Annotated in this window: 25 protein-coding genes; 13 read left to right on the forward strand and 12 right to left on the reverse strand. The window is 51.1% G+C overall.

The genetic code is table 11. The features are described from left to right. Nucleotides 1-11: 11 nt before the first annotated feature. The 4 genes from AC5SV9_RS13985 to AC5SV9_RS14000 all read left to right on the forward strand — a co-directional run bounded on the left by AC5SV9_RS13985 (nucleotide 12) and on the right by AC5SV9_RS14000 (nucleotide 4,073). Nucleotides 12-560 carry a hypothetical protein gene (locus AC5SV9_RS13985; RefSeq protein ID WP_475151344.1) on the forward strand — a complete coding sequence of 183 codons (549 nt, stop codon included), beginning with the start codon at nucleotides 12-14 and terminating at the stop codon, nucleotides 558-560. A 132-nt stretch (nucleotides 561-692) separates the two neighbouring features. Then, the gene (locus AC5SV9_RS13990; protein ID WP_475151342.1) at nucleotides 693-2,081 is read left to right on the forward strand and encodes an ADP-ribosylglycohydrolase family protein; all 1,389 of its coding nucleotides are present in this window, start codon (nucleotides 693-695) and stop codon (nucleotides 2,079-2,081) included. A gap of 124 nt (nucleotides 2,082-2,205) precedes the next feature. Continuing rightward, entirely contained in the window at nucleotides 2,206-2,796 is a 591-nt protein-coding gene (locus tag AC5SV9_RS13995; RefSeq protein ID WP_475151341.1) for a YqaA family protein, read from the forward strand. A 92-nt stretch (nucleotides 2,797-2,888) separates the two neighbouring features. Continuing rightward, nucleotides 2,889-4,073, forward strand: a complete 1,185-nt coding sequence (locus tag AC5SV9_RS14000) for an NERD domain-containing protein (RefSeq protein ID WP_475151339.1) — start codon at nucleotides 2,889-2,891, stop codon at nucleotides 4,071-4,073. A gap of 8 nt (nucleotides 4,074-4,081) precedes the next feature. On the opposite strand, the gene AC5SV9_RS14005 is transcribed toward AC5SV9_RS14000, so the two are convergent. From AC5SV9_RS14005 to AC5SV9_RS14030, 6 genes are all read right to left on the reverse strand, one after another. Beyond that, a complete protein-coding gene (locus tag AC5SV9_RS14005) occupies nucleotides 4,082-4,810 on the reverse strand; it encodes a PepSY domain-containing protein (RefSeq protein WP_475151338.1) in 729 nt (242 codons plus the stop codon). A gap of 106 nt (nucleotides 4,811-4,916) precedes the next feature. Beyond that, entirely contained in the window at nucleotides 4,917-5,138 is a 222-nt protein-coding gene (locus tag AC5SV9_RS14010) for a hypothetical protein (protein WP_475151336.1), read from the reverse strand. Nucleotides 5,139-5,313: 175 nt separating this feature from the next. Continuing rightward, nucleotides 5,314-6,003, reverse strand: a complete 690-nt coding sequence (locus tag AC5SV9_RS14015; RefSeq protein ID WP_475151334.1) for a hypothetical protein — start codon at nucleotides 6,001-6,003, stop codon at nucleotides 5,314-5,316. A 184-nt stretch (nucleotides 6,004-6,187) separates the two neighbouring features. Continuing rightward, nucleotides 6,188-6,916 carry a carbonic anhydrase gene (locus AC5SV9_RS14020; RefSeq protein ID WP_475151332.1) on the reverse strand — a complete coding sequence of 243 codons (729 nt, stop codon included), beginning with the start codon at nucleotides 6,914-6,916 and terminating at the stop codon, nucleotides 6,188-6,190. A gap of 63 nt (nucleotides 6,917-6,979) precedes the next feature. After that, nucleotides 6,980-8,239: a sensor histidine kinase gene (locus tag AC5SV9_RS14025; RefSeq protein WP_475151329.1), complete on the reverse strand. Its 1,260-nt coding sequence runs from the start codon at nucleotides 8,237-8,239 to the stop codon at nucleotides 6,980-6,982. Continuing rightward, nucleotides 8,217-8,912 carry a response regulator transcription factor gene (locus tag AC5SV9_RS14030; RefSeq protein WP_475151327.1) on the reverse strand — a complete coding sequence of 232 codons (696 nt, stop codon included), beginning with the start codon at nucleotides 8,910-8,912 and terminating at the stop codon, nucleotides 8,217-8,219. The genes AC5SV9_RS14025 and AC5SV9_RS14030 overlap by 23 nt, the downstream gene beginning before the upstream one ends. 180 nt (nucleotides 8,913-9,092) lie before the next feature. Between AC5SV9_RS14030 and glsB the strand changes: the two genes are divergently transcribed. Further along, nucleotides 9,093-10,019, forward strand: coding sequence for a glutaminase B (gene glsB / locus AC5SV9_RS14035; protein ID WP_475151325.1), 927 nt, complete (start codon nucleotides 9,093-9,095; stop codon nucleotides 10,017-10,019). 10 nt (nucleotides 10,020-10,029) lie between these two features. Here the strand turns inward: glsB and AC5SV9_RS14040 are convergent, their stop codons facing one another. Next, the gene (locus AC5SV9_RS14040) at nucleotides 10,030-10,530 is read right to left on the reverse strand and encodes an LURP-one-related/scramblase family protein (protein ID WP_475151323.1); all 501 of its coding nucleotides are present in this window, start codon (nucleotides 10,528-10,530) and stop codon (nucleotides 10,030-10,032) included. A gap of 271 nt (nucleotides 10,531-10,801) precedes the next feature. Between AC5SV9_RS14040 and AC5SV9_RS14045 the strand changes: the two genes are divergently transcribed. The 5 genes from AC5SV9_RS14045 (at nucleotide 10,802) to AC5SV9_RS14065 (ending at nucleotide 15,332) form a co-directional block, all read left to right on the forward strand. Beyond that, nucleotides 10,802-11,587, forward strand: coding sequence for a substrate-binding periplasmic protein (locus AC5SV9_RS14045; RefSeq protein WP_475151321.1), 786 nt, complete (start codon nucleotides 10,802-10,804; stop codon nucleotides 11,585-11,587). Between the two features lie 144 nt (nucleotides 11,588-11,731). After that, nucleotides 11,732-12,379 (forward strand): TetR/AcrR family transcriptional regulator, encoded by a 648-nt coding sequence (locus AC5SV9_RS14050; protein WP_475151318.1) that lies wholly within the window; start codon nucleotides 11,732-11,734, stop codon nucleotides 12,377-12,379. Continuing rightward, the gene (locus tag AC5SV9_RS14055; protein WP_475151316.1) at nucleotides 12,372-13,310 is read left to right on the forward strand and encodes an HlyD family secretion protein; all 939 of its coding nucleotides are present in this window, start codon (nucleotides 12,372-12,374) and stop codon (nucleotides 13,308-13,310) included. The genes AC5SV9_RS14050 and AC5SV9_RS14055 overlap by 8 nt, the downstream gene beginning before the upstream one ends. Continuing rightward, nucleotides 13,307-14,239, forward strand: a complete 933-nt coding sequence (locus tag AC5SV9_RS14060) for an ABC transporter ATP-binding protein (protein ID WP_475151313.1) — start codon at nucleotides 13,307-13,309, stop codon at nucleotides 14,237-14,239. The genes AC5SV9_RS14055 and AC5SV9_RS14060 overlap by 4 nt, the downstream gene beginning before the upstream one ends. Continuing rightward, nucleotides 14,217-15,332 carry an ABC transporter permease gene (locus AC5SV9_RS14065; protein WP_475151312.1) on the forward strand — a complete coding sequence of 372 codons (1,116 nt, stop codon included), beginning with the start codon at nucleotides 14,217-14,219 and terminating at the stop codon, nucleotides 15,330-15,332. The genes AC5SV9_RS14060 and AC5SV9_RS14065 overlap by 23 nt, the downstream gene beginning before the upstream one ends. 36 nt (nucleotides 15,333-15,368) lie before the next feature. Here AC5SV9_RS14065 and AC5SV9_RS14070 read toward each other — a convergent pair whose 3' ends face one another. Both AC5SV9_RS14070 and AC5SV9_RS14075 read right to left on the reverse strand, forming a co-directional pair. Further along, on the reverse strand, nucleotides 15,369-16,526 hold the full coding sequence (locus AC5SV9_RS14070; RefSeq protein WP_475151310.1) for a GGDEF domain-containing protein: 1,158 nt from the start codon (nucleotides 16,524-16,526) through the stop codon (nucleotides 15,369-15,371). A gap of 106 nt (nucleotides 16,527-16,632) precedes the next feature. Then, nucleotides 16,633-17,148 carry an aldolase/citrate lyase/malate synthase family protein gene (locus AC5SV9_RS14075; RefSeq protein WP_134052167.1) on the reverse strand — a complete coding sequence of 172 codons (516 nt, stop codon included), beginning with the start codon at nucleotides 17,146-17,148 and terminating at the stop codon, nucleotides 16,633-16,635. Between the two features lie 260 nt (nucleotides 17,149-17,408). On the opposite strand from AC5SV9_RS14075, the gene AC5SV9_RS14080 reads away from it, so the two are divergent. Further along, nucleotides 17,409-18,911: a DUF3612 domain-containing protein gene (locus tag AC5SV9_RS14080; RefSeq protein WP_475151308.1), complete on the forward strand. Its 1,503-nt coding sequence runs from the start codon at nucleotides 17,409-17,411 to the stop codon at nucleotides 18,909-18,911. Between the two features lie 139 nt (nucleotides 18,912-19,050). Here AC5SV9_RS14080 and AC5SV9_RS14085 read toward each other — a convergent pair whose 3' ends face one another. Genes AC5SV9_RS14085 through AC5SV9_RS14095 form a run of 3 tightly spaced genes read right to left on the reverse strand, consistent with a single transcriptional unit; the run spans nucleotide 19,051 to nucleotide 21,544 of the window. Beyond that, a complete protein-coding gene (locus AC5SV9_RS14085; protein WP_475151306.1) occupies nucleotides 19,051-19,545 on the reverse strand; it encodes a GDYXXLXY domain-containing protein in 495 nt (164 codons plus the stop codon). After that, on the reverse strand, nucleotides 19,542-20,573 hold the full coding sequence (locus AC5SV9_RS14090) for a DUF4401 domain-containing protein (RefSeq protein WP_475151303.1): 1,032 nt from the start codon (nucleotides 20,571-20,573) through the stop codon (nucleotides 19,542-19,544). The genes AC5SV9_RS14085 and AC5SV9_RS14090 overlap by 4 nt, the downstream gene beginning before the upstream one ends. Further along, entirely contained in the window at nucleotides 20,570-21,544 is a 975-nt protein-coding gene (locus AC5SV9_RS14095) for a DUF2157 domain-containing protein (RefSeq protein ID WP_475151302.1), read from the reverse strand. Before AC5SV9_RS14095 ends, AC5SV9_RS14090 begins: the two co-directional genes overlap by 4 nt. Nucleotides 21,545-21,697: 153 nt before the next feature. Here AC5SV9_RS14095 and AC5SV9_RS14100 point away from each other — a divergent pair, with 153 nt between their 5' ends. Both AC5SV9_RS14100 and acnB read left to right on the forward strand, forming a co-directional pair. Further along, complete coding sequence (locus AC5SV9_RS14100) at nucleotides 21,698-23,770, forward strand: M13 family metallopeptidase (RefSeq protein WP_475151301.1); 2,073 nt, start codon at nucleotides 21,698-21,700, stop codon at nucleotides 23,768-23,770. A gap of 400 nt (nucleotides 23,771-24,170) precedes the next feature. Beyond that, nucleotides 24,171-26,768 (forward strand): bifunctional aconitate hydratase 2/2-methylisocitrate dehydratase, encoded by a 2,598-nt coding sequence (gene acnB, locus AC5SV9_RS14105; RefSeq protein ID WP_134052155.1) that lies wholly within the window; start codon nucleotides 24,171-24,173, stop codon nucleotides 26,766-26,768. Nucleotides 26,769-26,867: the final 99 nt, after the last annotated feature.

The following is a 26,867-nucleotide window of genomic DNA, read 5'->3' on the forward strand; positions in this document are numbered from 1 at the left end:
CGGAAAATCAGATGAACAGAATGTTTGTTTTCTCAATATTGCTTATCGCTATGCCATTAATCGATAGCCTGTTTCTGGGTAATGTTTTTGGCATTAACTGGCATAGCCCCAAGTTGATGTATCAGGTAAGTGTGTATCTGGTACCGATAAAGTTATTGTTAACTCTGTTTGGCATAGCGCTATTGCTCAGGGTCCAGACGCGAGCCTGGCGCAAAGCTGGCAAATATAGTGTTGTAACTGCCGGGGTTTTACATAGTTGCCTGCTGGCATTGATCTGTATGTCGTATCTGATTTTTGGTGATAAAACTAAGTTTTATCAGGAAAATGGCAATATTCACCTGTACACCGCGGATACTGGCGCTATGGGTAAGTCGTACCATTATTTTTATTTTATCTGCCGCGGTAAGTTTGGTTTTTTCACACCTATACCTATCAGCCGGGAAGATTGGCTCGGGCAGTTTAGTTTTGAACAAAGCGGTAATCAGTTAGTGATCCGCCAACTTAATAATGACCAGACAAATGTGATTACCCGCGATATACCCTCACAGAGTTGTGGATAAGCTGCGTCATGCTGTTGCCACATTAGACCTGTTGGCTAAGATGTTACAAATAGCCTTGCCCTGCGCTTATTGACGAACAAGTTAATTTACTGCATAAAACCCTACATGTTAGCGCTTACATTGTGGGGTTTTATGCGTTTTATCTGTTTAGTGATAATAAAAGCACTACTGGTATCGGCTGCGGTATCGCCTTTTTATTCTACCGCTGAGGCTGTACAAAGCTGTGAGCAGGTGCCTGCAGGTTTTGCACCGGTGTTTAAGCAGGCTTACGCTGACAAAGTGCATGGCTTTTGGCTTGGGCTGAGTATTGGCAATTGGACTGGCCTGGTTACTGAGATGGATAAAATTGGTGGCGGGGGCAGCGCCGGCGTGTTTTATACCCGTGCCGACTGGCAAGCAAAAGATCAGCCCAGTATCTGGGGCCAGGGTATTCCCAGCCAGTTATCTGACACCATTGACTGGGTGGTTGCAGATGAAGATGAGGTGTGGGGCTCAGACGATGACAGTGATATCGAGTACATTTATCTGCATTTGATGCACGATAGCAAACAACCCCTGCTTAGCGCAGAGCAAATCCGCCAGGGTTGGCTGAAACATATTTACTCTGATGCAGATACTCCGTTTAAAACTGCTGAGGGTAAGCCAGAAAACTTCTTATGGGTGTCGAACCAGCAAGCGTTTGATTTAATGCAGCAGAATATTCTACCGCCTGAAACGGGTATGCCTGCTTATAACCCGCATTACGATATGATAGATGCCCAGCTAACGACGGAAATGTTTGGTATTTTGGCGCCACACCGGCCTGATATTGCGTCAAGGTTAGCTTATTTACCTATTCGCACCACCGCTTATGGCGAAGCGGCAGATATTGCCAATTTTTATGTCGAAATGTATGCGCTGGCCGCCGGGGTTGATGTTAGCAAGCCGGTGCAGCCGCAGATAATCGATATTGCCAGGCAAGCCAGGGGCAATTTACCGCCAAACCAGTATCCGGCCAAGATGTTTGATTTTGTCTTGTCTTTATACCAGTCGGGTATGCGCTGGGAAGAGGCCAGAGATAAGCTGTATCAGCGTTACCAGTTAGACGAAGCTGATGGTTATGAAATAAGCCGAAAACAGCTGTACTGCAATGGCTGTTTCGCTGCAGGCATAAACTTTGCTGCCAGCCTGGTAAGCTTGTTTTATGGGGCAGGCGATATGCAGGAAACACTGAAAATTGCCGTATTAGCGGGCTGGGATTCTGACAACCCGGCAGCAACCTGGGGTGGGCTGTATGGCTTTATTTTAGGTAAAAGTGGTGTGGAGCAGGCGTTTGGCAAAACATTTTCATCAAAGTTTAATATTCATCGTACCCGTAAAGGCTTTGTTAATAATGGTATTGATAGTTTTGACAATATGGCGCAAATGACAACAGCAATTGTTGATCAGGTGGTGAGCCAGCAAATGATGGTGACAAGCGCGCCGGATGCTGCATGCTGGCTTATTCCGGCATGGGTAAAACCAGAGCCCAGCCCTATGTAGCACAGGCAAGCAGAACATTGACCAGCTGAATGCAGTGGTTGTTAGTCTTCGGCAACAGCTTGCCGGTGGTGAGTAATGCTGCGGGCTTCGGGGTTTAAACTAAGATAAGGGTAACCGTATTAATATGCTGAACTCAAAAGCGCTGTCTGCAGACACCTGGCTAGAGCGGCTGGAAAGCTCTAATTACACCTATTTGCTGTTGTTTGCGCTGTCGATGGGCGAAACGCTGATTTTACCTATTCCAATTGAGGCTATTTTAATTCCGTGGATGCTGCGCAAGCCGGAGAAACGCTGGGTGATTGCCGCTGTTGCACTGGCTGGCAATATTACAGCGGCGTCGCTTGGTTACTGGCTGGGGGCGCTGGCAATGGATCAATGGGGCGACAGCCTGATTGAACTGTTTGGTGGCAGCGGGGTATACGACAGTTTTGCCACTGAGCTAAAAGAGAACGGTTTTATGTCGGTACTGGCGGTCGGTATTACCCCGACACCGCTGCAAATTGCTATGCTGGCGGCCGGTGCTACCGGGTTTTCATTTATATTGTTTTTGCTGGCGGTCGCGTTGTCACGTTCGGTACGCTATTTTGGCCTGGCACTGCTGGTACAGTTTGCGGGGGATGCAGCAATGAAGCTGTGGCAACGTTATTCACGGCAGCTTGGCGCAGTGCTGCTGGTACTGGCCGGCGTCTGGGTCTGGTTTACCTTCTTCAGGTAAAATGCCAGTGAGTTCATAGCGTTGTAATATTAATTGATGTTAAATGCTGCAGTTGCTGCTAGCATAAGTTGTTCATAGTTCAGGGATGATTTATGCGCTACCTGTTGTTTACCATAACATTACTGCTAGTCTCATTACCGCTCGCGGCGCAGCAGCAATATACTGACGGTGCCTGTATTTTACTGCAGCAGCAAATAGATCGTTTTGATCAACAGCGGCAGAACAGCAACTACCGCAGTGCCAAACGCGAATACGACCGCTATTGCTTAAAGCCGGTTCAGGCCGTGCCCCGTGGCAGCCAGGCGCGCCAGGCTGTGCCGGTAAACACTACAACCACTGAGCCAGAACAAAACGCCTATACGCCGCCCGCGCCGGTTAAGGTTGTAACAGAAGCAGAAGCGGTGCCCAGCGCCACTGTCACGGCAGAGGCCGGTACGGGCAGTGCTGACAGCATAAAGCCCGCAGAAACCACCTCAGCAGACGTCTCAGCAATAGAAGTGAGCCCAGAGCCGGTGGTCAGCTTACCAGAGCCCGCCAGCAAGGCTCAGCCTGCTAAAGCAGAACCAGTGTCTGCCGAGCCTGAAGCTGAAACGCCTGAGCAGGTTTCGCCAGCTGCTGAAACCGCTGCGCAGCCGCATGCTACTGAGCCGGCAGCGCAGCAAGATATGCTGGGGTTGGTGTTAAACAGCATACCGCTCATTGCAGCCAATATTGTGGCGCTGCTCCTGGTGATATTTTTATTAACCTCGTGGCTTGGCTACAACCTACCGGGGTTTAAAGGGGTGTTTGCCGAATACAAACTAAACCAGCTGCTGCGCTGGCGTTTATCTAAACAGTACCTGCATTTTCGCAAGCTTAAACTGTTTACAGCCAAAGATGAACTCACCGAAATTGACCATCTGGTGCTATGCCCTTTTGGTATCTTTGTTATTGCCGTCAGAAGTAACCGCGGCCGTATCGGTGGCAGTGAAACGGCCGCCAACTGGAGCCAGCACTACTTTGGTGCTACCAAACCGCTGATGAACCCGCTGCATCAGAATTTTAAAAACGTTGAAGCGGTTAAACACCTGTTGCAGTTGCAGGGCACGGATACCGCACAGGTTGTGCATTCAGTAATTGCCTTTAACCGGGTAGCCCAGTTTGCCAGCAGCATGCCGGCCAATGTGATGTTTGTAGATGCGGCGGCAGATTACATAAAGCAATTTAGCGAAGTGGTGTTAACCGATGAGCAGGTAAACCGCTTTGCTGCCGTGCTAAAACAAGCCAGCACGGCATAGTGGTTATGTCAGTGCGTGCCGGCCTTTATCGCCAGCCGGCGTTTACGCGGCCTGAAACGTTGCCACAACAGGATAATGCCGCTTAATGTGAACAGCAGTGCAGAGGCTGAAAAGCTAATCAACAGCGGGTTATTAAAGTTGCTGCGGTCCTGGTAATCCATAATGTGTAACATCCAGAGAAAATCAAACAGCCGCCAGCTGTCGGTGCGAACCCGTGTTACCGCGCCGGTGGCCGGATCCAGATAAAAGCGGCTATGTTCGCTGTCATTAAACTGCAGTTGCCACAGCGGGGCATTCAGATGCTGCACTTCCTGCGGCAATTGCTGCAGCAGCGTAGCGGCGACGATTTCGCTATTGCCGCTGTACTGTGCCAGTGCCAGCTGCCGGATGTCCTGCTCGGATAAGCTTTCAAGCCGCTTACCATTTACCGCACTGTAGCGGGATAAGCTGTTGCCTTCTTCGACCAGATAAACCGGCAGGGCGCTAAGCTGATTGTTTTGCCAGGCTAGGCGCTGGCTTAAGCTTAGGCTGGCGTGTTCAGCATGCTGGCTTAGCACCTGTTGGGGGCTTATTTTTGCCTGCTGCCACTGTACTGCTGTGGTTTTTCGCAGGTGTTCACCGCGTACCTGTTCAATCGGTAAAATGGCCATCACCAGGCCGCTTAAAAACCACAGTGTAATTTGTAATACCAATATAAGGCCCAGCCAGTTATGCAGGGTACGGCACAGTTTTAACATGCGGGGTTGTTCAGCAGATAACAGATACGCTATCAAAACAGAAAAACGCCACCAGTGCAAAGCGACAAATTGCCGCACTGAATGGCGTAATAGGCTACCGAAAGGCTTAGCCGTGATGGCTGCGGCGGTTATCGCGTACCAGCCACCAGATCAGATACGCCAGAATGAGGTAAGGCAATACGCTGAACACCAGTGACACCCCGACACCGAACAGGGTACCGGCAATACCAACGGCTACACCAAAAGCGGTGGCAACCACACCTATTAAGGTGGGAAAGCAGTACAGGCCTAAAGCAATAACTAAGATGATGGCGATGGTTCTGTTCATAACGGGTTCCTTTTAAGTGACGCCCTGGGCGTTTACTTAACACCATCAAATGTTATGCCAGATTTTTTATTGCATTAAATCAATGCTTTGTGGTTTATCTGGGCGCCGACGAGTGTGCCAGCCCCCAGATATTAGTGTTTTTAACCATTAGTTGGTAAAAAAGTGGGCAACGCTGTCAGAGCGGTGTAAAACGCAGCTCCAGTTCGCGGTAATACAGCCGGGTTAAGCCTTCAAAGCCTGAGTCGGTGCCAAGGAATACCCAGATGCTGCCATCGGCATTGCTGGTAAACTGCAAAGGTGTATTGCCTGAGCCGCTGACAATTTTACTGGCAAATTTATCACCATCGCAGCTGATTTCGCCTGAAGCAATATTACCTATTACGCGGGCGTTGCTGCCATCCTGGCTTTGATTGCCTTTATCTACGTTCAGGTAGTAACCGGATTGTTGCGGCTCCTGGCTGGCATAACCAAATTTCAGATAGACTGATTCGCCCGGTGCGCCGCCTACGCCCATGCAGTCGGAAGCGGCATCAGTCAGAAACCGCACTGATACTGACAACTGATAGCGGGTTGCCGGCTCGAGCCCGGTAATTTTGCGTTTAATGTACATAAACAAGTCATCGCTGCGGTTCATGCCCTGCATATAAAAGCCTTGCCCGGTATAGCCTGTTGGCAGATTACGCACGCCGCTTTGCAGCTCATAAATAGTGGCGTTGTCGGTAGGGTAATCTGAAAAGCCTGCTTGCCACTGCTGGTTGCCCTGGCGAAAATCGTAGTAGTGCGCCGGTGAGGTGCCGGTATCTATTTCACAACCATTGAGTAATAACAGGCTGCTGGTTAGCAGCGCAAGCGCTGGTAGTTTCATGCTGCAGGTTTCCTTATTGCGGGTACTGCAGAAAGCTTAACGTTGCAGCAGGCGCCGAAGTGTAACTGATTGCAACCAAATTGAAGTTAAGTGTTAAATGCTGTGCTGATCGCGGCAGCGGGGCACAAAAAAGGCGCCACAGCACAACTGCTGTGGCGCCTTGAGGCAGAGTTACAATGCCAGGTTATTGCAGGATAACGCGGGCATTGACCGCTTGCAGCGGGCGGTTGTTTTCGTGGTGAATATGATGCACCAGCTGTTTCAGCTGAGCGTTGCTGGCGGTGACCGGTTGTTTTAACACTAACCAGCGCACGCCTTCAGAGCACGGCGGCGTAGTCAGCGAACCATTAAAGCGGTAGTAGTCACGGTCAGATGGTAACAGCGCAACGGCTGGCAGATCTGTCGTCAGTGATGCTTTGCCACCGATGTCAGGCGCTTGTTGCCACACTTTGTCCAGCAGCGCATTTGGCTGTCCGGCTTCAAACATTACAGCGACAACGGCCAGATGGTTGTCTTTATCTGCATGAACCAGGTGCGCCTCCATCGGATAAGATTTACCGTTGATATGGTTTTCGCTCGGTACATGAAAGTGAAACTGCTTCAATTCAAAGCTGACACCATCGACCACAATACTGTTGCCGGCTTTGGCATTGACCTGCACGGTGTGGCCATTATTAATAATGTCACTGCTACCCGTGTGGTAGTTAAAGCTGATGGGGGCAAGCTGTGCGTCAACCAAACCGGTCAGATCAACAGGTGACTGGTTACTGCCATTACACATACTGAATTCTGCGCTCAGTTGTGCCCAGTTCGCCGGGCCTTTATCGCCGCTGTAATCCCATTCAGTTGCCTGCACTGATGTTACCAGTGCCGCCGAAGCCAGTATGGCCATAAATGTAGAAGAATTTTTCACGTTGTGTTCCAGGTTGTTGATAGTGTCGGTCAGCAGCATAACGCCGCGGGCGTTAAGAACACGTTAAGACGATACCGGGCCTGATGCTGCAGGAAAAGTAATGACAAAACGACTGCCGCCACTATCTGCATCCTGCAGCACAATGTGCCAGCCGGCATGGTCTGCCACGCGTTTTACAATCGCCAGGCCGAGCCCTGTACCTTCGTGTGGCGGCTGAGTGTCGCCATGCACAAAACGCTCAAACAAACGTGCGCGGATTTGGACTGGTATACCACTGCCGCTGTCTTCAATAATCAGTTGCTGCTGGCTTAACTGCACGCTGATATAGCCCGACTCTGTATGCCGGCAGGCATTACGCAACAGGTTACCAATCATAATGGCGGCCAGTTCCGGGTGTACCGCGACACTGACATTGCTGGTGTCCTGCCGCTGCCAGCTCACCTCTTTTCCAGCCAGCAATGACTGACAACGGCTGATTTCGGCCTCAATAATGGCATTGAGCAAAGTTTGTGGCGCTGACACCGTGTCTGGCGCACGCGATAACAGCAGCAGGGCACTGACACGCTCAGCGGTTTCTGCGGCAACCCGGCGAATGCGCTCTGCCGCCGCATGTTGCATCGGCTGAGCGGCTGGCAATGCCGCGAGTAGTTCAGCCGCGCCTAAAATAATTGTCAAAGGGGTTCTCAGCTCATGGCTGACATCTGCGGTAAATAACTGCTCACGTGCCAGTACTTGCTGTAACGCGTCAGTTCGCCGGGCAAATGCACGTGATAGCACGCCAATTTCATCCGGCGCTTTTAATGATGGCAGGGCGGCAGGGGCAGTATCACGGCGCACGGCATTAGCCAAAGCGGCTACCGGCGCAATGATGCGGCGGCTGCTCCATCTCCCCAGACTAACCGCCAACAGTAAACTGGCGATAAAGCCGCAAGCCAGCGCAATAAAGGCGGCCCGTTCGGTATATTCCAGCTCGCCAAGATCCTGCACAATGGCGTAGCGATGGCCGTCCTGGTGTCGCAGCAGTGCATAAACCTGGTGCTGGTCAATGTCTACTTTGTGTAAGCCATCGGGCAGTTCGCGCAGCGCCGGGGGAATATTGCTATCAGCCAGTAAAGCCGCACCTGCCTGTTCAGCTCTGTGCGGTGCGGTGATCGGTTTGGGCAGTAACTGCCCGGCGATGTTATTCAGCCTGGCCTGAATCACCTGTTGCTCGAAGATATTAATCGTTGTGTACGACACCAGGCTGAACGTCGTAGCCACGGCGAATGCCAGTAGTAGGTAGGTAAAGGCAATTTGCTGCTTAAGTGTCAGTCTTGGTTTCATCGGCAGTGACCAGGCGGTAGCCCACGGCAGGTAAAGTTAACAGCATCGGATAGGTAAAAGGTTTATCCAGTACCCGGCGCAACGAATGAATATGGGTTCTTAACGCATCACTGTCTGGCTGGTTGTCGCCCCATACCTGCAGTACCAGTTCATCACGCGTCAATATCCGTGGTGCTACCCGTAACAGCGCCAGCAGAATTTTATAAGCAGTGGGGGTTAGCTCCAGTATTTGACCATCACGGCTGGCCTGACCCAGGCTGGTGTCCAGTTTCAACCCGGCAAACTGCAGTATGTTCTGCACATGTTCGTTGCGGGCGCGTCTGAGCAATGCTTTGAGCCGGGCATCAAGCTCGGGTAACGAGTATGGCTTTACCAGATAATCATCGGCACCGGCAGCAAAACCACTGACCTTATCCTGCACGGTGTCGCGGGCAGTCAGCATCAGCACCGGTGTGCTGATGTGGTACTGCTGGCGCAGCAGGCGACAGACATCCAGGCCATCGGTACCGGGTAATGACAAGTCCAGTACGATAACATCGTACGAAGCGGATGTGGCGCTACGTAGCCCGGCTGTGCCGCTTCGCGTGACATCCAGGGTGTAGCCGTTCGGCTCCAGATAAGCGTATAAATTAGCGATAATATCCGGGTTATCTTCAATGATCAGTATGTGCATTGCAGACTCAGTGTTGCGGTTGCCGGGTTGTTATAAGGTAAAAACCGGCTGCAGGCAAGGTGAGAACGAAGTAACAGTAGCTAATGCCGGCTTTTCGCTGTCGCAGCGGTACAGCAGGGGCCTGTGATTATGGCATACTGCCGGGCACGGATATCGCCTTAATATCAGAGACAGTTGCCGATGAAACACAGCCCGGATTTAAATGCCTTGTTGCAAAAATTGCTGACGCAATGCCAGCCACTGCACACGCAGGGCAAAGTGGCCGATTATATTCCTGCACTGGCACAGGTGGATGGCCAACAGGCGGCTGTGGCGGTGGCGACGCTGGATGGTCAGGTATTTAGTGCCGGCGCCGCAGAGCAGAGTTTCTCGCTGCAGAGCATCTCTAAAATATTTGGCCTGGTAATGGCGATGAACCGGCTGGGCGATGAGTTATGGCAGCGGGTAAATATGGAGCCATCCGGTCAGCCGTTTAATTCAATTGTGCAGCTGGAATGGGAAAAAGGTATACCACGTAACCCGGTAATTAACGCCGGCGCTATTTTGGTAGCCGATGTACTGGTCAGCCATTACTCAGCCAGTAAAACGGCATTTTTAACCTTTTTACGCCGCCTGACCGGGGTTGAAGCCATTTACGCTGACCCGCTGGTGTACCAATCTGAACTGGAGCACGGCAACCGCAATGCGGCGCTGGCCTACCTGATGAAAAGTTTTGGCAATATAGAAGCCGAAGTGCCGCAGGTACTGGAGCATTATTTTCATCAATGCGCCACAGCTATCAACTGTAAACAGCTGGCGCAGTCGTTGCTGTTTCTGGCCAACCGTGGCGTGCAGCCTGGCTGCAACGAGCAAATATGCAGCCGGCGTGATGCGCACCGCGTGAATGCGATTTTATCCACCAGCGGCATGTATGATCAGTCTGGCGAGTTTGCATTTAAAGTGGGGCTGCCAGCGAAAAGCGGTGTCGGTGGCGCCATAGTGGCGATAGTGCCGCAGTTTGGCGTGATTACCGCCTGGAGCCCGCCACTTAACCGCTTTGGTAACTCTGTGGTGGCGATGCAGCTTATCAGCCAACTGGCGGAGGAGCTGGGCTTGTCATTGTTCTGAGCCGGGAGGTTTAATCGTCGCCGAAGGTTGAATTTTTCTCGCTGTGCTGAATACGGTCTATCACGATAACTGCGGCCAGCAGTTGCGCTGTCCATTGCGGGGCGAAGATGTCTACGCCGTAACTGTCAGACCAGCTGAACCATTTTTTTGAGATACTGGCCAGCAGCTGATCCTGCTGACGGATCTGGTATTCGTGTTGCCAGAAATTGCCAGTCATTTCCAGCATGCCCTCTGGGGTACTGATGCTGAAACGGCTGGTCCAGAATGGCCAGAACTTCTTTTTAATCAGCCACTCGCTACCATCGCTGTTCAGCAGACGACAGGCTGGCATGATGGTTATGTATTTACGCTTTATTTTCAACAGCGCAGTGCCGGTCGCATCTGACAAGGTTTGGCTGCTGGATAAACTGAATAGCTTTCCGCTAACGCTAAAGGCGTTACGGCCATGTTCATCTTCAATTGAAAAGCTGTCAGTTAAGCTGAAAATTTTCTGTTTAATACGGTATTTCATCAGCGAATAGGCCTGTTAGTAATACTCTTTGCCTTCGTCATAGCATATACACCGGTTATTCTCTTAGCTACAACGAACTTTTAAGCAGCATTGTTACACCGTTTATACTCTTTGTTAAAGCGGTTCTGGCTCTAATAGCATACATGTATGCTGGCTGTGTCGGGTCAAGTGATTTTTCTGCACATAAGCGTTGGCATTGATGCAAACAAGTGATGGTGGCCGCTGCGTAAAGAACTATAGTTTAACTAAGTCCTGACAGGAGGTTGTGGCTATGGACAGCAATATTATGCTACAGCGCATATACCGGAGGATCTTTTGGCACAGCGCATTTTTACTGACAGCTTTGTTGCTAATGTTGTGTCAGCTGCAGGCTCAAGCACTGCGTGTTGCCATTTCGGCAGAAGATTACCCGCCTTTTTATTATCAGCATGGTGATACCCTAAGCGGACTTTCTGTAGAGGTACTGCAGGTTGTCGCCGCTGAGTTGGAACTAACGCTGCAGTGGCAGCCTTTGCCCTGGAGCAGGGTGGTACAGCATGTCGTCAGTGGTAAGGCAGACGTGATTAGCGTGTTTTATAAAACTGATGCCAGAGCAGAACAGTTTTATTACAGCAATGAAAGTTATTTACGTGACGCTATAGTGCTGCTGTGTGCCGAGCCTTGCCAACTGCATTTTGACGGCGATCTGTCCAGTCTGATGCAGGAGCCGGTTGCGGTAGTAAGGGATTTCTCGTACGGGACGCTGCTGGACCAAGCTGCATTTAGCAAAATAGCAGTGGCAGAATCGGACCCTATGTTGTTTAAATTGTTGCTTAATCGGCGCTTACCTTTGGGCATCGCCTCATTAACTACGATACAACACTCGGTGGAGTTGCAACAGGCTAAAGATAAGGTCCAGGTTTTGCACCCTCCGCTGGATTATGTCGATATCTATTTTGCTTTTAGCAGGCAAAGCGCGATCACGCCGGAATTTGTGGCTAAGTTTGATCAGGCGCTGCGTCGCTACAAAAGCTCTGCTGCTTACACTGCTTTGTTACAGCGTTATCAATTGCAATGAAATCATAAGGCCTTGTTCACCCCATCTGGTAAAGCCTCAGTGGCTGTTAATCAATAACAGTGTTGGCGGATAATTAATTCGCTGTCGCCTGCCGGTAAATGCCGCTAGGCTATTAATCATCTGGTTAATTAAGATGATGCTGCTATGAAAACTGTATCCGGACGCCCGTCTGCTGCTGATGATACGCAAAGCCGTGAGCGCTTGCTGAGTGCCGCACGTGGCCAATTTAGTAAACGCGGCTATGCGGCAACCACCACCCGTGATATTGCCAGATTAGCCGGCACCAACCCGGCGATGATCCGCTATTACTTTAATAACAAAGCCGGTTTGTTTCAGGCCGTGCTGCACGAGACTATCCAGCCGATGCTGAGCCTGATGCGCTCAGCGCCGATGCAAAGTGACAAGCCTGATATGTTGGCGCTGGTGCAGCAGTATCATCGCATGATGGCGCCGCATCCTGAGCTGCCGCGCATGATATTCCGCGCGTTACACAACCCGGCATCAGCAGAGTATCAGATGGTGAGCGACACCTTCAATGGTGTGATCCGCTCGGCAGTAGAGCATCTGCTGGCACAACTGGCAAAAGGTGCCGGGCAGGCCAGTGCAACCGAGCGCCAGGCGCTGGTTATCAGCGCGCTGGCTCTGGCGGTGTTTCCGTTTTTAATTCCTGATGTGGTGCGGCAGATCTTGCAATTCAGCGCTACACCAGACGAGCTGGCGGCGATAGCCAGCTGCGCCGTGCCGCTGTTTGCCGCCATGGGAACCGACACAGCCGGAGGTCAGCATGCGTAAACTCATTGTCCTGGCTGTTGTCTGCTGCCTGAGCGCTTGCCAGGGACAGGAACCCAAAGCTGCCTTTGGTACCGTAGAGCGCGAGGTGGTGCTGGTCAGTGCCGCCGTTGATGGCTTGATCACTGAGGTGACAGTGAAAAAAGGTGAACCGGTAACGGCAGGGCAGCTGCTGGTGCAGCAGGAAACTACTGAGCAACGGCTATTGCTGACGCAAGTACAGGCTGAGCTTGCGGCAGCGCAAGCGAAACTGGAACTGATGCAACTGGGTAGCCGCACAGAGCAACGTGAACTGGCTAAAGCGAACCTGGCACGGGCTGAGGCAAAACTGGTTGATGCCAGGTTAACCCAGCGGCGCCAGGCTGAGCTATTTGCGCAGCAGTTAAATTCGCAGGCGGCGGTACAACAGGCCGATGCAGCACTTGCGGTAGCGTTGGCGGAACAGCGGGCTGCACAGCAGCAGTTGGCTGAAACACTGGCCGGTAACCGGCAACAGGATATCGAGCAGGTGTCCTGGCAGGTTGCGCAGCTCAAGGCCAGGGAAGAGCAGTTGCAGTGGCAGCTGCAACAAAGCAGTACCTATGCTGGTCGGAATGGTGTTATTGACGATGTGCTGCGTTACCGGGGCGAGCGGGTGCAGCCAGGCAGCACCTTGATGACACTGGCGGTGTCTGATACTGCCTATGCCCGGGTGTATTTACCCGCCAGTGCCATTGCACACTGGCAAGTCGGACAGCAGCTGAGTGTCTGGTTGCAGGGCCGTGAAACTGCGCTTAGTGGTACTGTACGTTATATCAGCACAGAGGCCGCTTTTACGCCGCATTTTGCATTGCATCAGCAAGAGCGCAGCCGGCTGGTGTATCTGACAGAAATCAGCCTGGCAGACAGTAAAGATCTTATCAGTGGTACGCCGGTACGGGTTGAGCTGCCATGACTGATATCGTCATTGAAACCCGCGGCCTGACTAAATACTTCGGCGATTACTGTGCGGTAAATAACCTTGATCTAAGCATTCGCCGTGGCGCTATTTATGGTTTTCTCGGGCCGAACGGCTGCGGCAAGTCGACTACTATGCGGTTATTAACCGGGCTATTAACACCCTGCGCCGGAGAAGTGCGGGTGCTGGGCAATGAACTGCCACAACAGGCTGAAGCACTGCGGCGTAAAATCGGCTATATGACACAGAAATTTTCGCTATACGACAACCTGAGCGTAATGGAAAACCTGCAGTTTGTAGCGCAAATTTATGGCCTGGCAAAGCGGCAAAGCCAGCAGCGGATTGCACAGCTATTAGCGTTATATCATCTTGAAGATAAACAGAAAGTTCGTGCCGGTGCTTTAAGTGGCGGCCAGAAACAGCGTCTGGCGTTGGCTGCTGCCACCTTGCATGAACCACCATTACTGCTGTTGGATGAACCAACATCAGCGGTGGATCCGGAGAACCGGCGTGAATTCTGGGAGCGGTTGTTTGATCTCAGTGACGCGGGTACCACGATATTGGTATCCACGCATTATATGGATGAAGCAGAGCGCTGCCACGGCCTGGCCATTCTTGAGCTTGGCCAAAAGCGCGCTGATGCCAGCCCGCAGCAACTGATGCGCCAGCTTAAAGCCAGTGTGTTTTTATTGCAGGGCGACAACCTGCGCCAGTTTGGCAAACAGCTGGCACCAATGTCTGAGGTGATTTCTACCGCCCAGATTGGCAATACGTTGCGGGTGCTGCTGGCCCCCGGCCTGGCTGACCCCCTGCAGTGGCTGCAGCAGCAACTGCCGGAGACATCGCTGCAACGGGTAGAGCCGAATCTGGAAGATGTGTTTGTTGCGACAACCGGAGTGGGTTATGCCAAGTCTGCGCAGAATTAATGCCATTATGTTTAAAGAGTTGCGCCAGCTTGCCCGCGACAGAATCACCTTTGCCATGATAGTGATGATACCGCTTATTCAACTGGTGCTGTTTGGCTACGCCATTAATACCGACGTGCGGCAGGTACCGTCAGCGGTGGTCGATTTGGCAGGTACAGCACAAAGCCGGCAGCTGATATATGACCTGGAAGCGTCGCAGGTAGTGCAGTTTAGCCACCGCTTCGACAGCGTCGTGCAGGCTGAGCAGGCCATGACCAGCGGCGTGGTGGCCGCCGTACTGGTGTTGCCGGCTGATTTTCAACGCAGGTTGGCACTGCGGCAACAAGGCGTATTTATACAACCTGTTGCGCAGTGGATTACCGATGGCAGCGACCCACTGCTAAGCAGTGCTGTAAGTGCGCTGAGTCAGTTACCACTCACTCTGCAGGGAATCGACAGCAGTAACAATCCTGGCGCAGTCATGCAGGTGGTGCGCTACTTTAACCCTGAGCAGCGTACAGCGGTGAATATTGTGCCGGGATTAATTGCCGTTATCCTGACAATGACAATGGTGCTGTTTACTTCTGCGGCCGTGGTAAGAGAGCGTGAGCAGGGTAATATGGAATTTCTGATCACCACGCCGATGCAACCACTGGAGCTGATGCTGGGGAAAATTGTGCCTTATATTGCCGTGGGCTGCATTCAGACCGGCATTATACTCGGCCTGGGGCATATATTGTTTGCCGTGCCGCTGCCTTTGCACTGGCTGTCGTTGCTGGTGGTAACACTGTTGTTTATTCTGGCCAGCCTGACGTTAGGGTTGATTATTTCTACCCGTGCTACCACACAATTGCAGGCGATGCAGATGACGGTGTTTATTTTATTGCCGTCTATCTTACTGTCGGGCTTTATGTTTCCTTATGCGGCTATGCCGGTGGCAGCACAGTGGCTGGCGGAAGTACTGCCCGCGACACATTTTGTGCGGATGATACGCGCCGTAGTCCTGCGCGATGCACAGTGGTGGACACTTAGTTATGATGTGGCGTATCTGGCAGGCTTTACGCTGGTTGGCTTAATTATCGCTACGCTGCGCTTTAAAAAGCGCCTGGATTAGCCGCGCTGTTATTTAGCTGTGCTCTGGGGTGGCAGGCTATAGCTGGTGAAAACTGACGACAGCGTTACGGCCACTCTGCTTAGCCTGATACAGCGCGGTATCGGCCTGTTCAATCAGATGTTCTGGGTCAGTGAACTGGCTGGTACTGCTAACACCGATACTGACGGTCATCTTTATCGGTTGTTCGGCGGCAAGCGGGTTGACTTCAACCGCTTGCTTTAATCTGTTGGCGATCAGTAAGGCGGCGTCTTTTGATGTGTCCGGCAGGCAAATTAAAAACTCTTCACCGCCATAGCGAAACAGCAGGTCGTAATCACGTAATTGCTGGCTGGCAATGTCTACCACGTGCTGTATTGCTTTGTCGCCAGCTCTGTGGCCAAAGGTATCATTTACCTGTTTGAAATAATCAATATCAAACATCAGTACGCTTAAAGTGGTGTTGTTGCGCTCTGTCCGGTTAAGCTCGGCCGTTAACCGTGGTGATAAAGAGCGGCGGTTCAGCAATCCGGTCAGGGCATCGCGCTCTGAAACATGCAGTAAGGCCAGCCGCTGCTGCGAATGGCTTAACATAATAACGCAGCCAAACACCAGTATGGCAAAAGCAGTCAGGCTGAAATAGCCAATGCTATAAATAAGCGCACTGTAATGGGTCTGCACCAGTTCATAGTGTTCTGCCAGCATGTAAGCCGAGCGCAAAATAAACTGGATGATATTAAAGGAAAACACGCCGATAAATGCCAGATATACTGGCCCAAGCTCAGTATTGCGGTGCTGTGACAACATACGGATGCTCCACAGGTTCAGCATGATAACCGGCGGAATAGCCAACAGCATGCGATTGGCTATAGTTGCAGCGGCAAAGTCACTCAGCTGCGCCAGATAAAGCGGAATAATTGCCAGCAGCAACCACTGCCGTTTTCCCGGTAACTGTAAATGACGGTGAATGCCGCAGGCCAGAGCCAGATGGGCGCCAACACTGCTGGTATTAGACAGCGCCGGGCTAAGCCAGTACGGCACTGCGTGGGTTGTGAAGCTAAAGACACTGATCAGCGCGTTTAGAAGCATGAAGATAGCAGCCAGAATAAAATAACGCTGGTACCTCACTTGACGCTCTGCTTTGTATTGCAGCGCCAGTAAGATAGTAAAAGTGCAGGCAATAAACACATTTACACAGGTAAGCGTCAGTACATCCATTATTTTTTTTATTCTGGCACCGGATAATTGGGGGCAGAAAAATAGCACAAAATTTCAGCAGCGGCAATTACCCTGACAGGCAGTCAGACTGCCTGTCTCAAACCGTTCAAGCCAGAGAGTAGGGTAAACCGTCTTTGCAGGTAAACTGCTTATTACCTTTATGTGCACAGCTGACCTGACGGCCGGTAACCATGCTGAACCAGATGCAATCAGGTTCAGAGGTTTGCAATTGAATATCATCAATGCTGGCCTTATCCTGGCAGCCATTAATGCCGCTACGGTTTAAAATCAGCTCGACATGGCGGCCGTTATTGTTCAGCACGATAGAGCAGGGTGCTTCACGGTGGCCGCTTAATGCCACAAATTGGGCCGGATTTTGTAACCCGCTGGTGCTGCCGTCGGCAAAAAATGCCAGCAGTTGCTGGTAATACACCACGTAGCTGCATACATCTTTGTGCGAACCTTGCTGCAGTGGAAAGGTTTTATCTAAAAAGCCTTTAGAGTAGTCCATCACCTGCTTAACGTGGCGCTGATTCAGCTCGTTAATCACGCTAAGCTCGGTCGCCATCCAGGCGGTTTGGCTCTGTGATGGGGTGCTGTGTTGTTGGGCCAGTGTTGTCATGATGTCATCCTCGTTTTATCAACTCTTGTTGCCAGTAATGGTGTAATACTTCGGTTCGCAACTCCTGCTGTGCTCGCCACAGCAACTCGCTGCCGCTTGCGCGTTCGCTCAGACACTCTGTGGCTGCGCTATCAGGATTCCGAACCTTTGTATCTGCGCTCTGCTAAGAGCGCAGACCAGTTGCTATCGGTTAAAAACTAGTCTAGGCTAAAAATCAGCATAATTTCACAATAGAAATTTCACAGTGTGAATTTTACAAAATGAAACTAAACAAAAGTCTGCTCAGAAAGTCACATTTTCTCGGTACTAAGATCAGAAACCTGAGAAAACGTAATAACTTAACCATGGAAGATCTGTCGACACGCTGCATCAGGGTAAACCCTGAGCAGGCACCGTCGGTGTCTTACTTATCGATGATTGAGCGTGGCAAACGTACACCGGGAATTGAAATGCTGGAGGTCATTGCCGAAGTATTTCAAAAAGAGCTGGACTGGTTTTTAGACGGCGAAGATGCCGGTGAAGACTTAACACCGGAAAAAGGCAGCCGTGGCGGCATCAGCGGCATGGCACTGGAGCCGGGCTTTTTGTTTTCTAACGATATTTTGCAAATTGCTATTCCGGAAATGCTGTCGCAAACCGGTACCAGTGGTAAGCAGTTTGCACAGCTGTTAATCCGTGCCCATCAGGAGCACAACCAAAACCACTTTCCTGAGCTGGAACGAGCCGCTGAAGAGGTAGGTTTAAAGCGCATGCCGCTAAGTGTGGAAGAACTGCTGGCAATAGTGAAACAACTGGGCTTAACACTGCGTTGGTATGACGAAGCTCCCAAGGAGTTACTGGACGAGCTGGGTGTCTTGTCAAAAAATGTCTCAACATCGTTTTTCAGCCCTCCGGCAACATTGCACCTGAACAGTCTGCTAAAGGCTTATCCGACCCGGTTAAAGTATGAGCTGGCGGTACATATCGGCCATGCTGTGCTGCACAATAAAGATGGGGTGAAAAGCAGTATGACGGTGGGCGGCGCCCAGGATGACGAATTATCACAATCTACCGCGCTGCAGCCGCAGGATATACTTCATGCCTGGCGTGATTTTGAATCCAGCTTTTTTGCCGGTGCGCTGCTATGCCCCAAGTTACCGTTTCGCCAACTGCTGGACCGGCAGGGTTATGAAATCAGCTCTCATCTGCAAGCCGGGGTGTCGGCATCAGTCGCCATGCGCCGCATGACCGCTGTGTCGCCTTATACGCACTGGCATTATTTTGATGCTTACACGCCGGGGAAACTTAAAGCCGTGTACCGCGGCAATGGCATTCCGTTGCCGTGGGGTAATATGCGTAAAGTCGAAGATCCCTGCCAGCACTGGGCAGTGTTTCGCATGTTTGATGTTGAAGGCGTAAATAGCAGCGCGCAGTTATCCTTGCTGGATGTAAACGGTGCACCGCGTATTTACTGCTGTGAATCAACTAAAGTGCAGGACTTGGCCGGCAACACCCACGTGCTTTGCGCCGGCATCGACTTAAACCCGGCTTTGCTGGCACAGGGCGTAGATGCCGACAGTATGGCTGGCGAGCTAAAACAGTTATGCGTTGGCAGCAGCGGTGGTACCAAAGTGCCGAAAGCTATTCAAACGGCGCTGACCAGTGTGGCGAATATACTCAATATCAATTGGGTCGCCCGTAGCCTGCAAAAGCCGGCGCAGCTGATTTGCGCCCGTGGCAATAGCTGCCCGAGAAAGCCCAGCTGTTATCAGTGCGAGGGTTAGAATGTGTGCTCACCAGTGGGGCATCAAACCGGTTTACCCACACCAACACGCCGTAAATACATCCCTGTAGGCTCGTTTTCGCCCATCCAGGGCTTCAACGGTTGGCTTAGGGTAATCCGGTTTTCGCTGGGCGTCCGCTTCAGCGTACGTTCTCACCTAATAACTGCAGGTCTTCATCCAATAAGCCGGTCAGTAAGGCTTTACCGCTGCTATCTACCTTAAACTGCCCATAGCGCGCGGCTTCGTAAGCGGCAGCTGTGCCCTCAGCAAAGAAAAAACCATTTGGGGCAACACTGTAAATGCCGTCACGCTGGCGCAGTAACACACCAATCAAACCTTGCTGCTTTGGCAAATCGTAACTCAGGCTATGCAGGCTGGCAATACCCTGGTCAGACAGGCTAAACCAAACATATTTGAACTTACCGGCATCGCCCGGCAGTTCACGATCTATAGCATAAGCCAGCGCCATATAGTCACCCTGCATAATAGAACGCGGGTCTACCGGTGCCAGCTCAAGTATTAGTGTTTGCCCGCTGGCTAATGTTTGTTCAAAGCGCCAGATCGTCAGCGCGCTGACAGCCAGGATCAGCAATACTGCGGCGGTTATTGCCAATTGGCGGATACGGGCAGTCATACTAACCTCCGCTGATAGCGCTGCAGTAACAGCCAGGTAGACAACAGTGCCAGGCTACTTAATGCCAGAATGCCCGCTTTATGCAGCAGTGTAATGTTAAGGCTGTAATAAAACTGACTGATGCTAACCAGCATGCTAAGCAGGCAAACTGCATACCATAGCCTGCTACAACCATAAAAGCACACCAGCATTAATGCTGTGCTAACCAATAAGCCCGACGCGCTGTAAAGCACAACACTTAGTAGCAGCGCCAGGCTAAGCAGCGCCACCCGGCTTGGAACAGTAGCCTGGCGGCTTAGCCAGAATACCGTCAGCATAAACAAGGCTGCACCTGATGTGCTGTAAAACGTCACTGCATAGGCTGTGCTGGTATCAAACCACAACTGACTATCGAACCAGTATAGGCTCTGGCCTGATATTGCCAGCAACAGCGCAGCGGGGGTAACAACATCCAGCAGGCTTTTTATGGTTTGGCCGTAGTGCAAAGCAGCCCATTTAGCCCTGTTGCACCATAACAGTAACGCCGCAGCCGCTAATAGGATGCCACTGACGGCTAGTACTGCTGCCGAGCTGATAAGCGATAACAGACATGCCAGCGCAATACTGATACTCAGCCGCTGATGCAATGGTTTTAGCGGGCTGAACAGCAACAATACCGCGACGACGGCGCAGCTGTATCGTGCCACTTCATCATTAAATAAGTCATAGCTGATGAACACCAGCATGCCCTGACCGGCCAGCGCAACAGCAACAGACATCTGCTGCAAAAACTCCTGTGGTTTAACGGCCAGCCAGATAGCGGCGCTGATTAATAACACGGCAATGACAGCCCTGACCGCGTTGTGATCTGCCAGTGCCAGCACCGGGCCAATAAAAGAGCCGATAATCAGCACTGAGCCTATCCAGGCGGCAACAGCCAGCAAAATTTGTAGCCACCAGGGGCTGGCGCTGTATTGCAGTTGTCCGGCTGTTGCCTGGTCCACAATACCGGCGTGTTGTAACTGGGTTGCCAGTTCAGTCTGATTCATACTGACGCTCCCGTTTGCGGCTGTATTTGCTTTTTCAGCCAGATAGCGGCGGCAACGCTGCTGCCAATGACAAACAGTGCCAGCAGGTTCATCGCGAAAAAGCCATCTGCGAGTTCCAGCAGGCGCGCCAGAATACTGGTTGTTACCGCAATAGCGCTGTAGATCAGCAGCGCCAGCACAAAGATATCGCGCCTGTAGCGGTAGTATCTCAGCGCTAATGCAGCACTCAGTAGCAGGTAACACAGCAGGTTGGCCTGATAGTGGTTATCCCAGGCGCCGAGCATGCCGCCATAAGTATGTGGCACGATAAACATCACAGCGCTAACGCGCAGCAGCAGGTTGTCTGGCTTTACACCAAGCCGCGCCATAGCGAAATCGGCAAACACTAGTAATAACAGATTGAACAGTGTCAGGTTTAGCATCATGGCGGCGCTGGAAAATAGCCAAAACAATTCGGAGCGGGTATGCAGATAACGGCTGGCAGCCAGCTCTATCACGATAAACCACAGCAGATAGCTGGCGCGGCTTTGTGACAATAATACCAGTAGCGTCATCAGCGCAGCCCAACCAGCAAATAGCTGCCAGATATCGGCCCCGGTCTGGTAAGTCTGGCCGATTAACGCCAGCAAAGCGCCGGTTAAAATACTGGCAGCAAGCAGCGCTGAACGTTGCATCAGGCTTTGCGGTGCGCTGCAGACAGCGACCAGGCCAGAGAGTAAAACCGCTGTGCCTGCCAGTGCAAATTTGGCGAAGTAATGCATTAACGGCCAGTTGTAGGCGAAGAAGAAAATCACTGCTGTGCTTAACAATAGCACCGCGCCAAAAAGCAGAATAAGGTTTGCCTGTGCCAGCCAGTCAGCAGGGGCCGGTTGCAGCGGGTAGCGTTCAGAAGCTTGCTGCAACTGGCTAGCGCTTAACTGGTTCTGTTCGCTCCATTGCAGTAGCTGATTGGCGTTGCGCAAATTTTCCATTTACCTGCTCACCCGGATAACCTGAAGTTGGCTAGCATCATAGCGCTTTTATAACTTGTTACAACTTCGTCAGGTTTGATGTTTGTACTCGTGCTAAAGCTCAGGTTAGTATGTACAAGCGTTAAAGTTTGTAACCTTATCAGGAAAACTACAATGAAAAAGCTTACCCTGGCCGCTGCGTCTGTCGCACTGGCTCTTGGCCTTACGGCATGTAACAAGCAGGAACCCGTACAAACAGCTCAACAACCGGTCGCAGCGGAAGTCGCAGCACCATTGGTATCGGGCATTGACCAACAGTATTTCGACCCGGCCGTTAAATTCAGCGAGGACTTTTTCCTGGCGGTAAACGGTAAGTGGCTGGCCGAAACCCCAATTCCGGCTGATAAATCGTCTTATGGCTCATTTAACGTGTTGCGTGACAATTCGCAGCAGGCGGTAAAGGACATTATTGATGAAGTGTCTGCCCGCACAGATTTAGTGCCTGGTTCAGATGAGCAGAAGCTTGGCGACTTATTTAAAAGCTATATGGATGAAGCTAAGGTTGAAAGCCTGGGCCTGACACCACTGCAACCACAACTGGATGCAGTTAAAGCATTACAAGACAAAGAAGGTTTACCTGCATTATTTGCCAGCTTACAGCGCGACGGCGTTTCTATTCCGTTTGGCTGGTATGTAAACAATGATGCGAAAAACTCATCTCAGTACGGTGTTTATCTGTATCAGGCGGGCCTGGGTTTACCAGACCGTGATTATTACTTTAAAGAAGATGAAGCCGGCCAGAAGTTAATTGCTGATTACAAAGCGTATCTGACTGATATGTTTACCATGGCAGGCCATAAAGATGCCGCCGCCGCTGCCGAGCGTGTATTAAAGCTGGAAACTGCTTTGGCAGAACACCACTGGACCCGCGTAGAAAGCCGCAATGCTGATAAAACCTATAACAAAACTGCCGCAAGCGACCTGAACACGCAAATGGGCGCATTTGACTGGGCTACCTTTGCCAAAGGCGTAAAACTGGATGCGGTAAACGATATCATTGTACGTCAGCCAAGTTATTTAACCGGTTTTGCCAAGGTACTGGCAGACTCTGATCTGCAAAGCTGGCAGGACTACCTGACGATTAAGACCATCAGTGCTTACGCCGATAAGCTGAGCAGCAACTTTGCTGATCGCCAGTTCGCGTTTTATGGCACGACATTAAGCGGCACCCAAGAGCAGCAACCACGCTGGAAACAAGCCGTGGATGCGTCAGACGAAGTGCTGGGCGAGCTGACCGGTAAGCTGTATGTTGAGCGTCACTTTAAACCGGAAGCCAAAGCGCGGATGGAAAAACTGGTGGCTAACCTGATTAAAGCTTATGAAGTGTCTATCAATAATCTGGAATGGATGACCGAAGACACCAAAAAAGCAGCACAGGCTAAACTGGCAACCTTTACCCCTAAAATCGGTTACCCGAACAAGTGGAAAGATTATTCTTCGTTAGAAATTAAAGCTGACGATTTAGTTGGTAACTTTGTTCGTGCCACCCATTTTGCCTATGACGAGATGCTGGCAAAACTGGGGCAGCCAATCGATAAAGACGAATGGCACATGACACCGCAAACGGTTAATGCTTACTACAACCCGGTTAACAACGAAATCGTGTTCCCGGCCGCTATTTTACAACCGCCGTTCTTTAATATGGAAGCTGACGATGCGGTGAACTACGGCGGTATCGGCGCAGTTATCGGCCACGAAATCGGCCATGGTTTTGACGATCAGGGCGCGAAATACGATGGCGAGGGTAACTTACGTAACTGGTGGACTGAACAAGACAAATCGCAGTTCCAGGAACGTGGTGCCAAGTTAAGCGCGCACTACAGCCACTACGAGCCGCTGGAAGGCCACCATGTAAATGGTGATCTGACGCTGGGTGAAAACATCGGCGATTTAGGTGGTTTAACGGTAGCACTGAAAGCCTATGAAATTTCACTGGATGGCAAACCTGCGCCGGTGCTGGATGGCTTTACCGGTGAACAGCGCGTGCTGATTAGCTGGGCTCAGGTATGGCGTGCAAAATACCGTGATGAAGCGCTGAAGCAGCGTCTGGCGACAGACCCGCATTCACCGCCATATATCCGTGTTATTGGTTTATTACCGAACATTCCGCAGTTCTACACCGCCTTTGATATTAAAGAAGGTGATGCGATGTACTTAGCGCCGGAAAAACGCGTTAAGATCTGGTAATAAAACTCTGCTAAACTGCACAGGCTGAGTAGGGAACTACTCAGCCTTTTTATTTTCTGGGGTAGCTAACCAGATAGAGGTTGGAACCCCGTTTTGGTCGCCACAGAGTGTCTGAGCCCTGCCGCAGGCAGTAGGGCGAGTTGCTGTGGCGAGCCAGGGCGGGTGTTGCAACCGGTATCGTAGAGCAAACATAGAGTTGCGCTATAGCCGAGGTCTGACCACTATAATAAAGAATATATAACTCCGGGTTTTGTATTCACAAGATTTATACCCACTATAACTGTGGTGCTTAACGGCCCGATGTCAATTTGGCCCGAATTTTCATATAATTGTGCCCATTCATTCTGTTGAATGACGCCGCAGTGGCAAGACTGCAGCTAACGACCAAGAGGATCATACTGTGCTACAACAATATCGCGAACATGTGGCCGAGCGCGCAGCGCAAGGTATCCCGCCAAAACCGCTCAATGCAGAGCAGGTAGCCGCTTTAGTTGAACTGTTAAAGAACCCGCCAAAAGGCGAAGAAGACACCCTGGTTGATTTACTGGTAAACCGCGTACCGCCGGGCGTTGATGAAGCGGCTTACGTTAAAGCCGGCTTTTTAGCGGCAGTTGCCAAAGGTGAAACCAGCTGCAGCCTGATCAGCGCCGAGCGTGCGACTGAACTGTTAGGCACTATGATGGGTGGTTACAACATTGAACCACTGATCAGCCTGTTAGACGATGCTAAGCTGGCGCCTATCGCCGCTAAAGCCTTGTCGCATACCTTACTGATTTTCGATGCCTTCCACGATGTAACCGAAAAAGCTGAAGCCGGCAATCAGTATGCTAAACAAGTGCTGCAAAGCTGGGCCGATGCAGAATGGTTTGAAGCCAAACCAGCACTGGCAGAGAAAATCACTGTTACCGTATTTAAAGTATCAGGCGAAACCAACACTGACGATTTATCGCCAGCACCGGATGCCTGGTCACGCCCGGATATTCCGCTGCACGCCTTAGCGATGCTGAAAAATGACCGCGACGGCATTAAACCGGATCAGCCAGGTACAGTCGGCCCGATTAAGCAACTGGATGAGCTGAACAAAAAAGGCTTTCCACTGGCGTATGTCGGTGACGTAGTAGGTACCGGTTCATCACGTAAATCCGCCACTAACTCAGTGCTGTGGTTTATGGGTGACGACATTCCATACGTGCCAAACAAGCGCGGCGGCGGTTTCGTCTTAGGTGGCAAAATAGCACCTATCTTCTTTAACACCATGGAAGATTCAGGCGCACTGCCAATCGAAGTTGACGTATCTAAGCTGGAAATGGGCGATGTCATCGACATTCTGCCATTTGAAGGCAAAGTCGTGCGTCACGGCTCAGACGAAGTGCTGGCAGAATTTAGCCTGGCAACTGATGTATTAATTGACGAAGTACGTGCCGGTGGCCGTATTCCGTTAATCATCGGCCGTGGTTTAACTGATCGTGCCCGTGAATTCTTAGGTTTAGGTCATTCAGACAAATTCCGTCGCCCACAAGCTAAAGCTGATTCTGGCAAGGGCTTCACGCTGGCACAGAAAATGGTTGGTAAAGCCTGCGGCGTGAAAGGTGTGCGTCCGGGCACTTACTGTGAACCGAAGATGACCACTGTAGGTTCGCAAGATACCACTGGCCCAATGACGCGCGACGAGTTAAAAGACTTAGCCTGTTTAGGTTTCTCTGCCGATTTAACCATGCAATCATTCTGTCACACGGCGGCGTATCCGAAGCCGGTTGACGTTGATACTCACCACACGCTGCCGGATTTCATTATGAACCGTGGCGGTGTCTCACTGCGCCCGGGTGATGGTATTATCCACAGCTGGTTAAACCGTATGTTACTGCCAGATACCGTAGGTACCGGTGGTGACTCGCACACCCGTTTCCCAATTGGTATTTCATTCCCGGCCGGTTCTGGTTTGGTCGCTTTTGCTGCCGCAACAGGTGTTATGCCACTGGATATGCCAGAGTCAGTGCTGGTGCGTTTCAAAGGTGAAATGCAGCCAGGTATTACTCTGCGCGACTTAGTACATGCTATTCCGTATGCGGCAATTCAGAAAGGCCTGTTAACCGTTGATAAGAAGGGTAAGAAGAATATCTTCTCTGGCCGTATTCTGGAAATCGAAGGCTTACCAAACTTAACGGTTGAGCAAGCGTTTGAATTATCTGATGCATCTGCAGAGCGTTCTGCTGCAGGTTGTACCATCAAGCTGTCGCAAGAGTCTATCGCTGAGTACTTAGAATCAAACATCGTGATGCTTAAGTGGATGATTGCTGAAGGCTATGGCGATGTACGTACTATCGAGCGCCGTATCAATGCAATGCAGGCCTGGCTGAAAGATCCGCAGCTGATGTCTGCTGATGCCGATGCTGAATACACTGAAGTGATTGAAATCGACCTGGCTGATATTAAAGAGCCGGTACTGTGTGCACCGAATGACCCGGATGATGCGCGCTTACTGTCTGAAGTGGCAGGCGATAAGATTGACGAAGTGTTTATCGGTTCTTGTATGACTAACATCGGTCACTTCCGTGCAGCCGGTAAGTTGCTGGATAAATACAAAGGCCAGTTACCAACCCGTCTGTGGATTGCACCACCAACCAAGATGGACCAGGCACAGCTAACCGAAGAAGGTTACTACAGCATTTTCGGTAAAGTTGGTGCCCGCACTGAAATGCCAGGCTGTTCACTGTGCATGGGTAACCAGGCGCGCGTAGCCGAGAAGTCAACGGTAGTATCTACCTCTACCCGTAACTTCCCGAACCGTTTAGGTCAGGGTGCTAACGTGTACTTAGCCTCAGCTGAGCTGGCGGCAGTAGCGTCAATTATCGGTAAACTGCCAACCGTGGCGGAGTATCTGGAATACGCTAAGCAAATTGATGCGACCGCAGCCGATACTTACCGTTACCTGAATTTCCACCGTATGCCGCAATACACCAAAAAAGCGGACAATGTGATTATTCAGCAAGCAGTGTAAGTCAGTATCTGCTTAATAAAAGGCCTGCAAATGCAGGCCTTTTTTCTGCGTGCTAATAGCGTTGCAGCAGCTACACTTTCAGTTATATAACGCTAACGG

This window comes from Rheinheimera sp. ATLC3 (genome assembly GCF_059429535.1).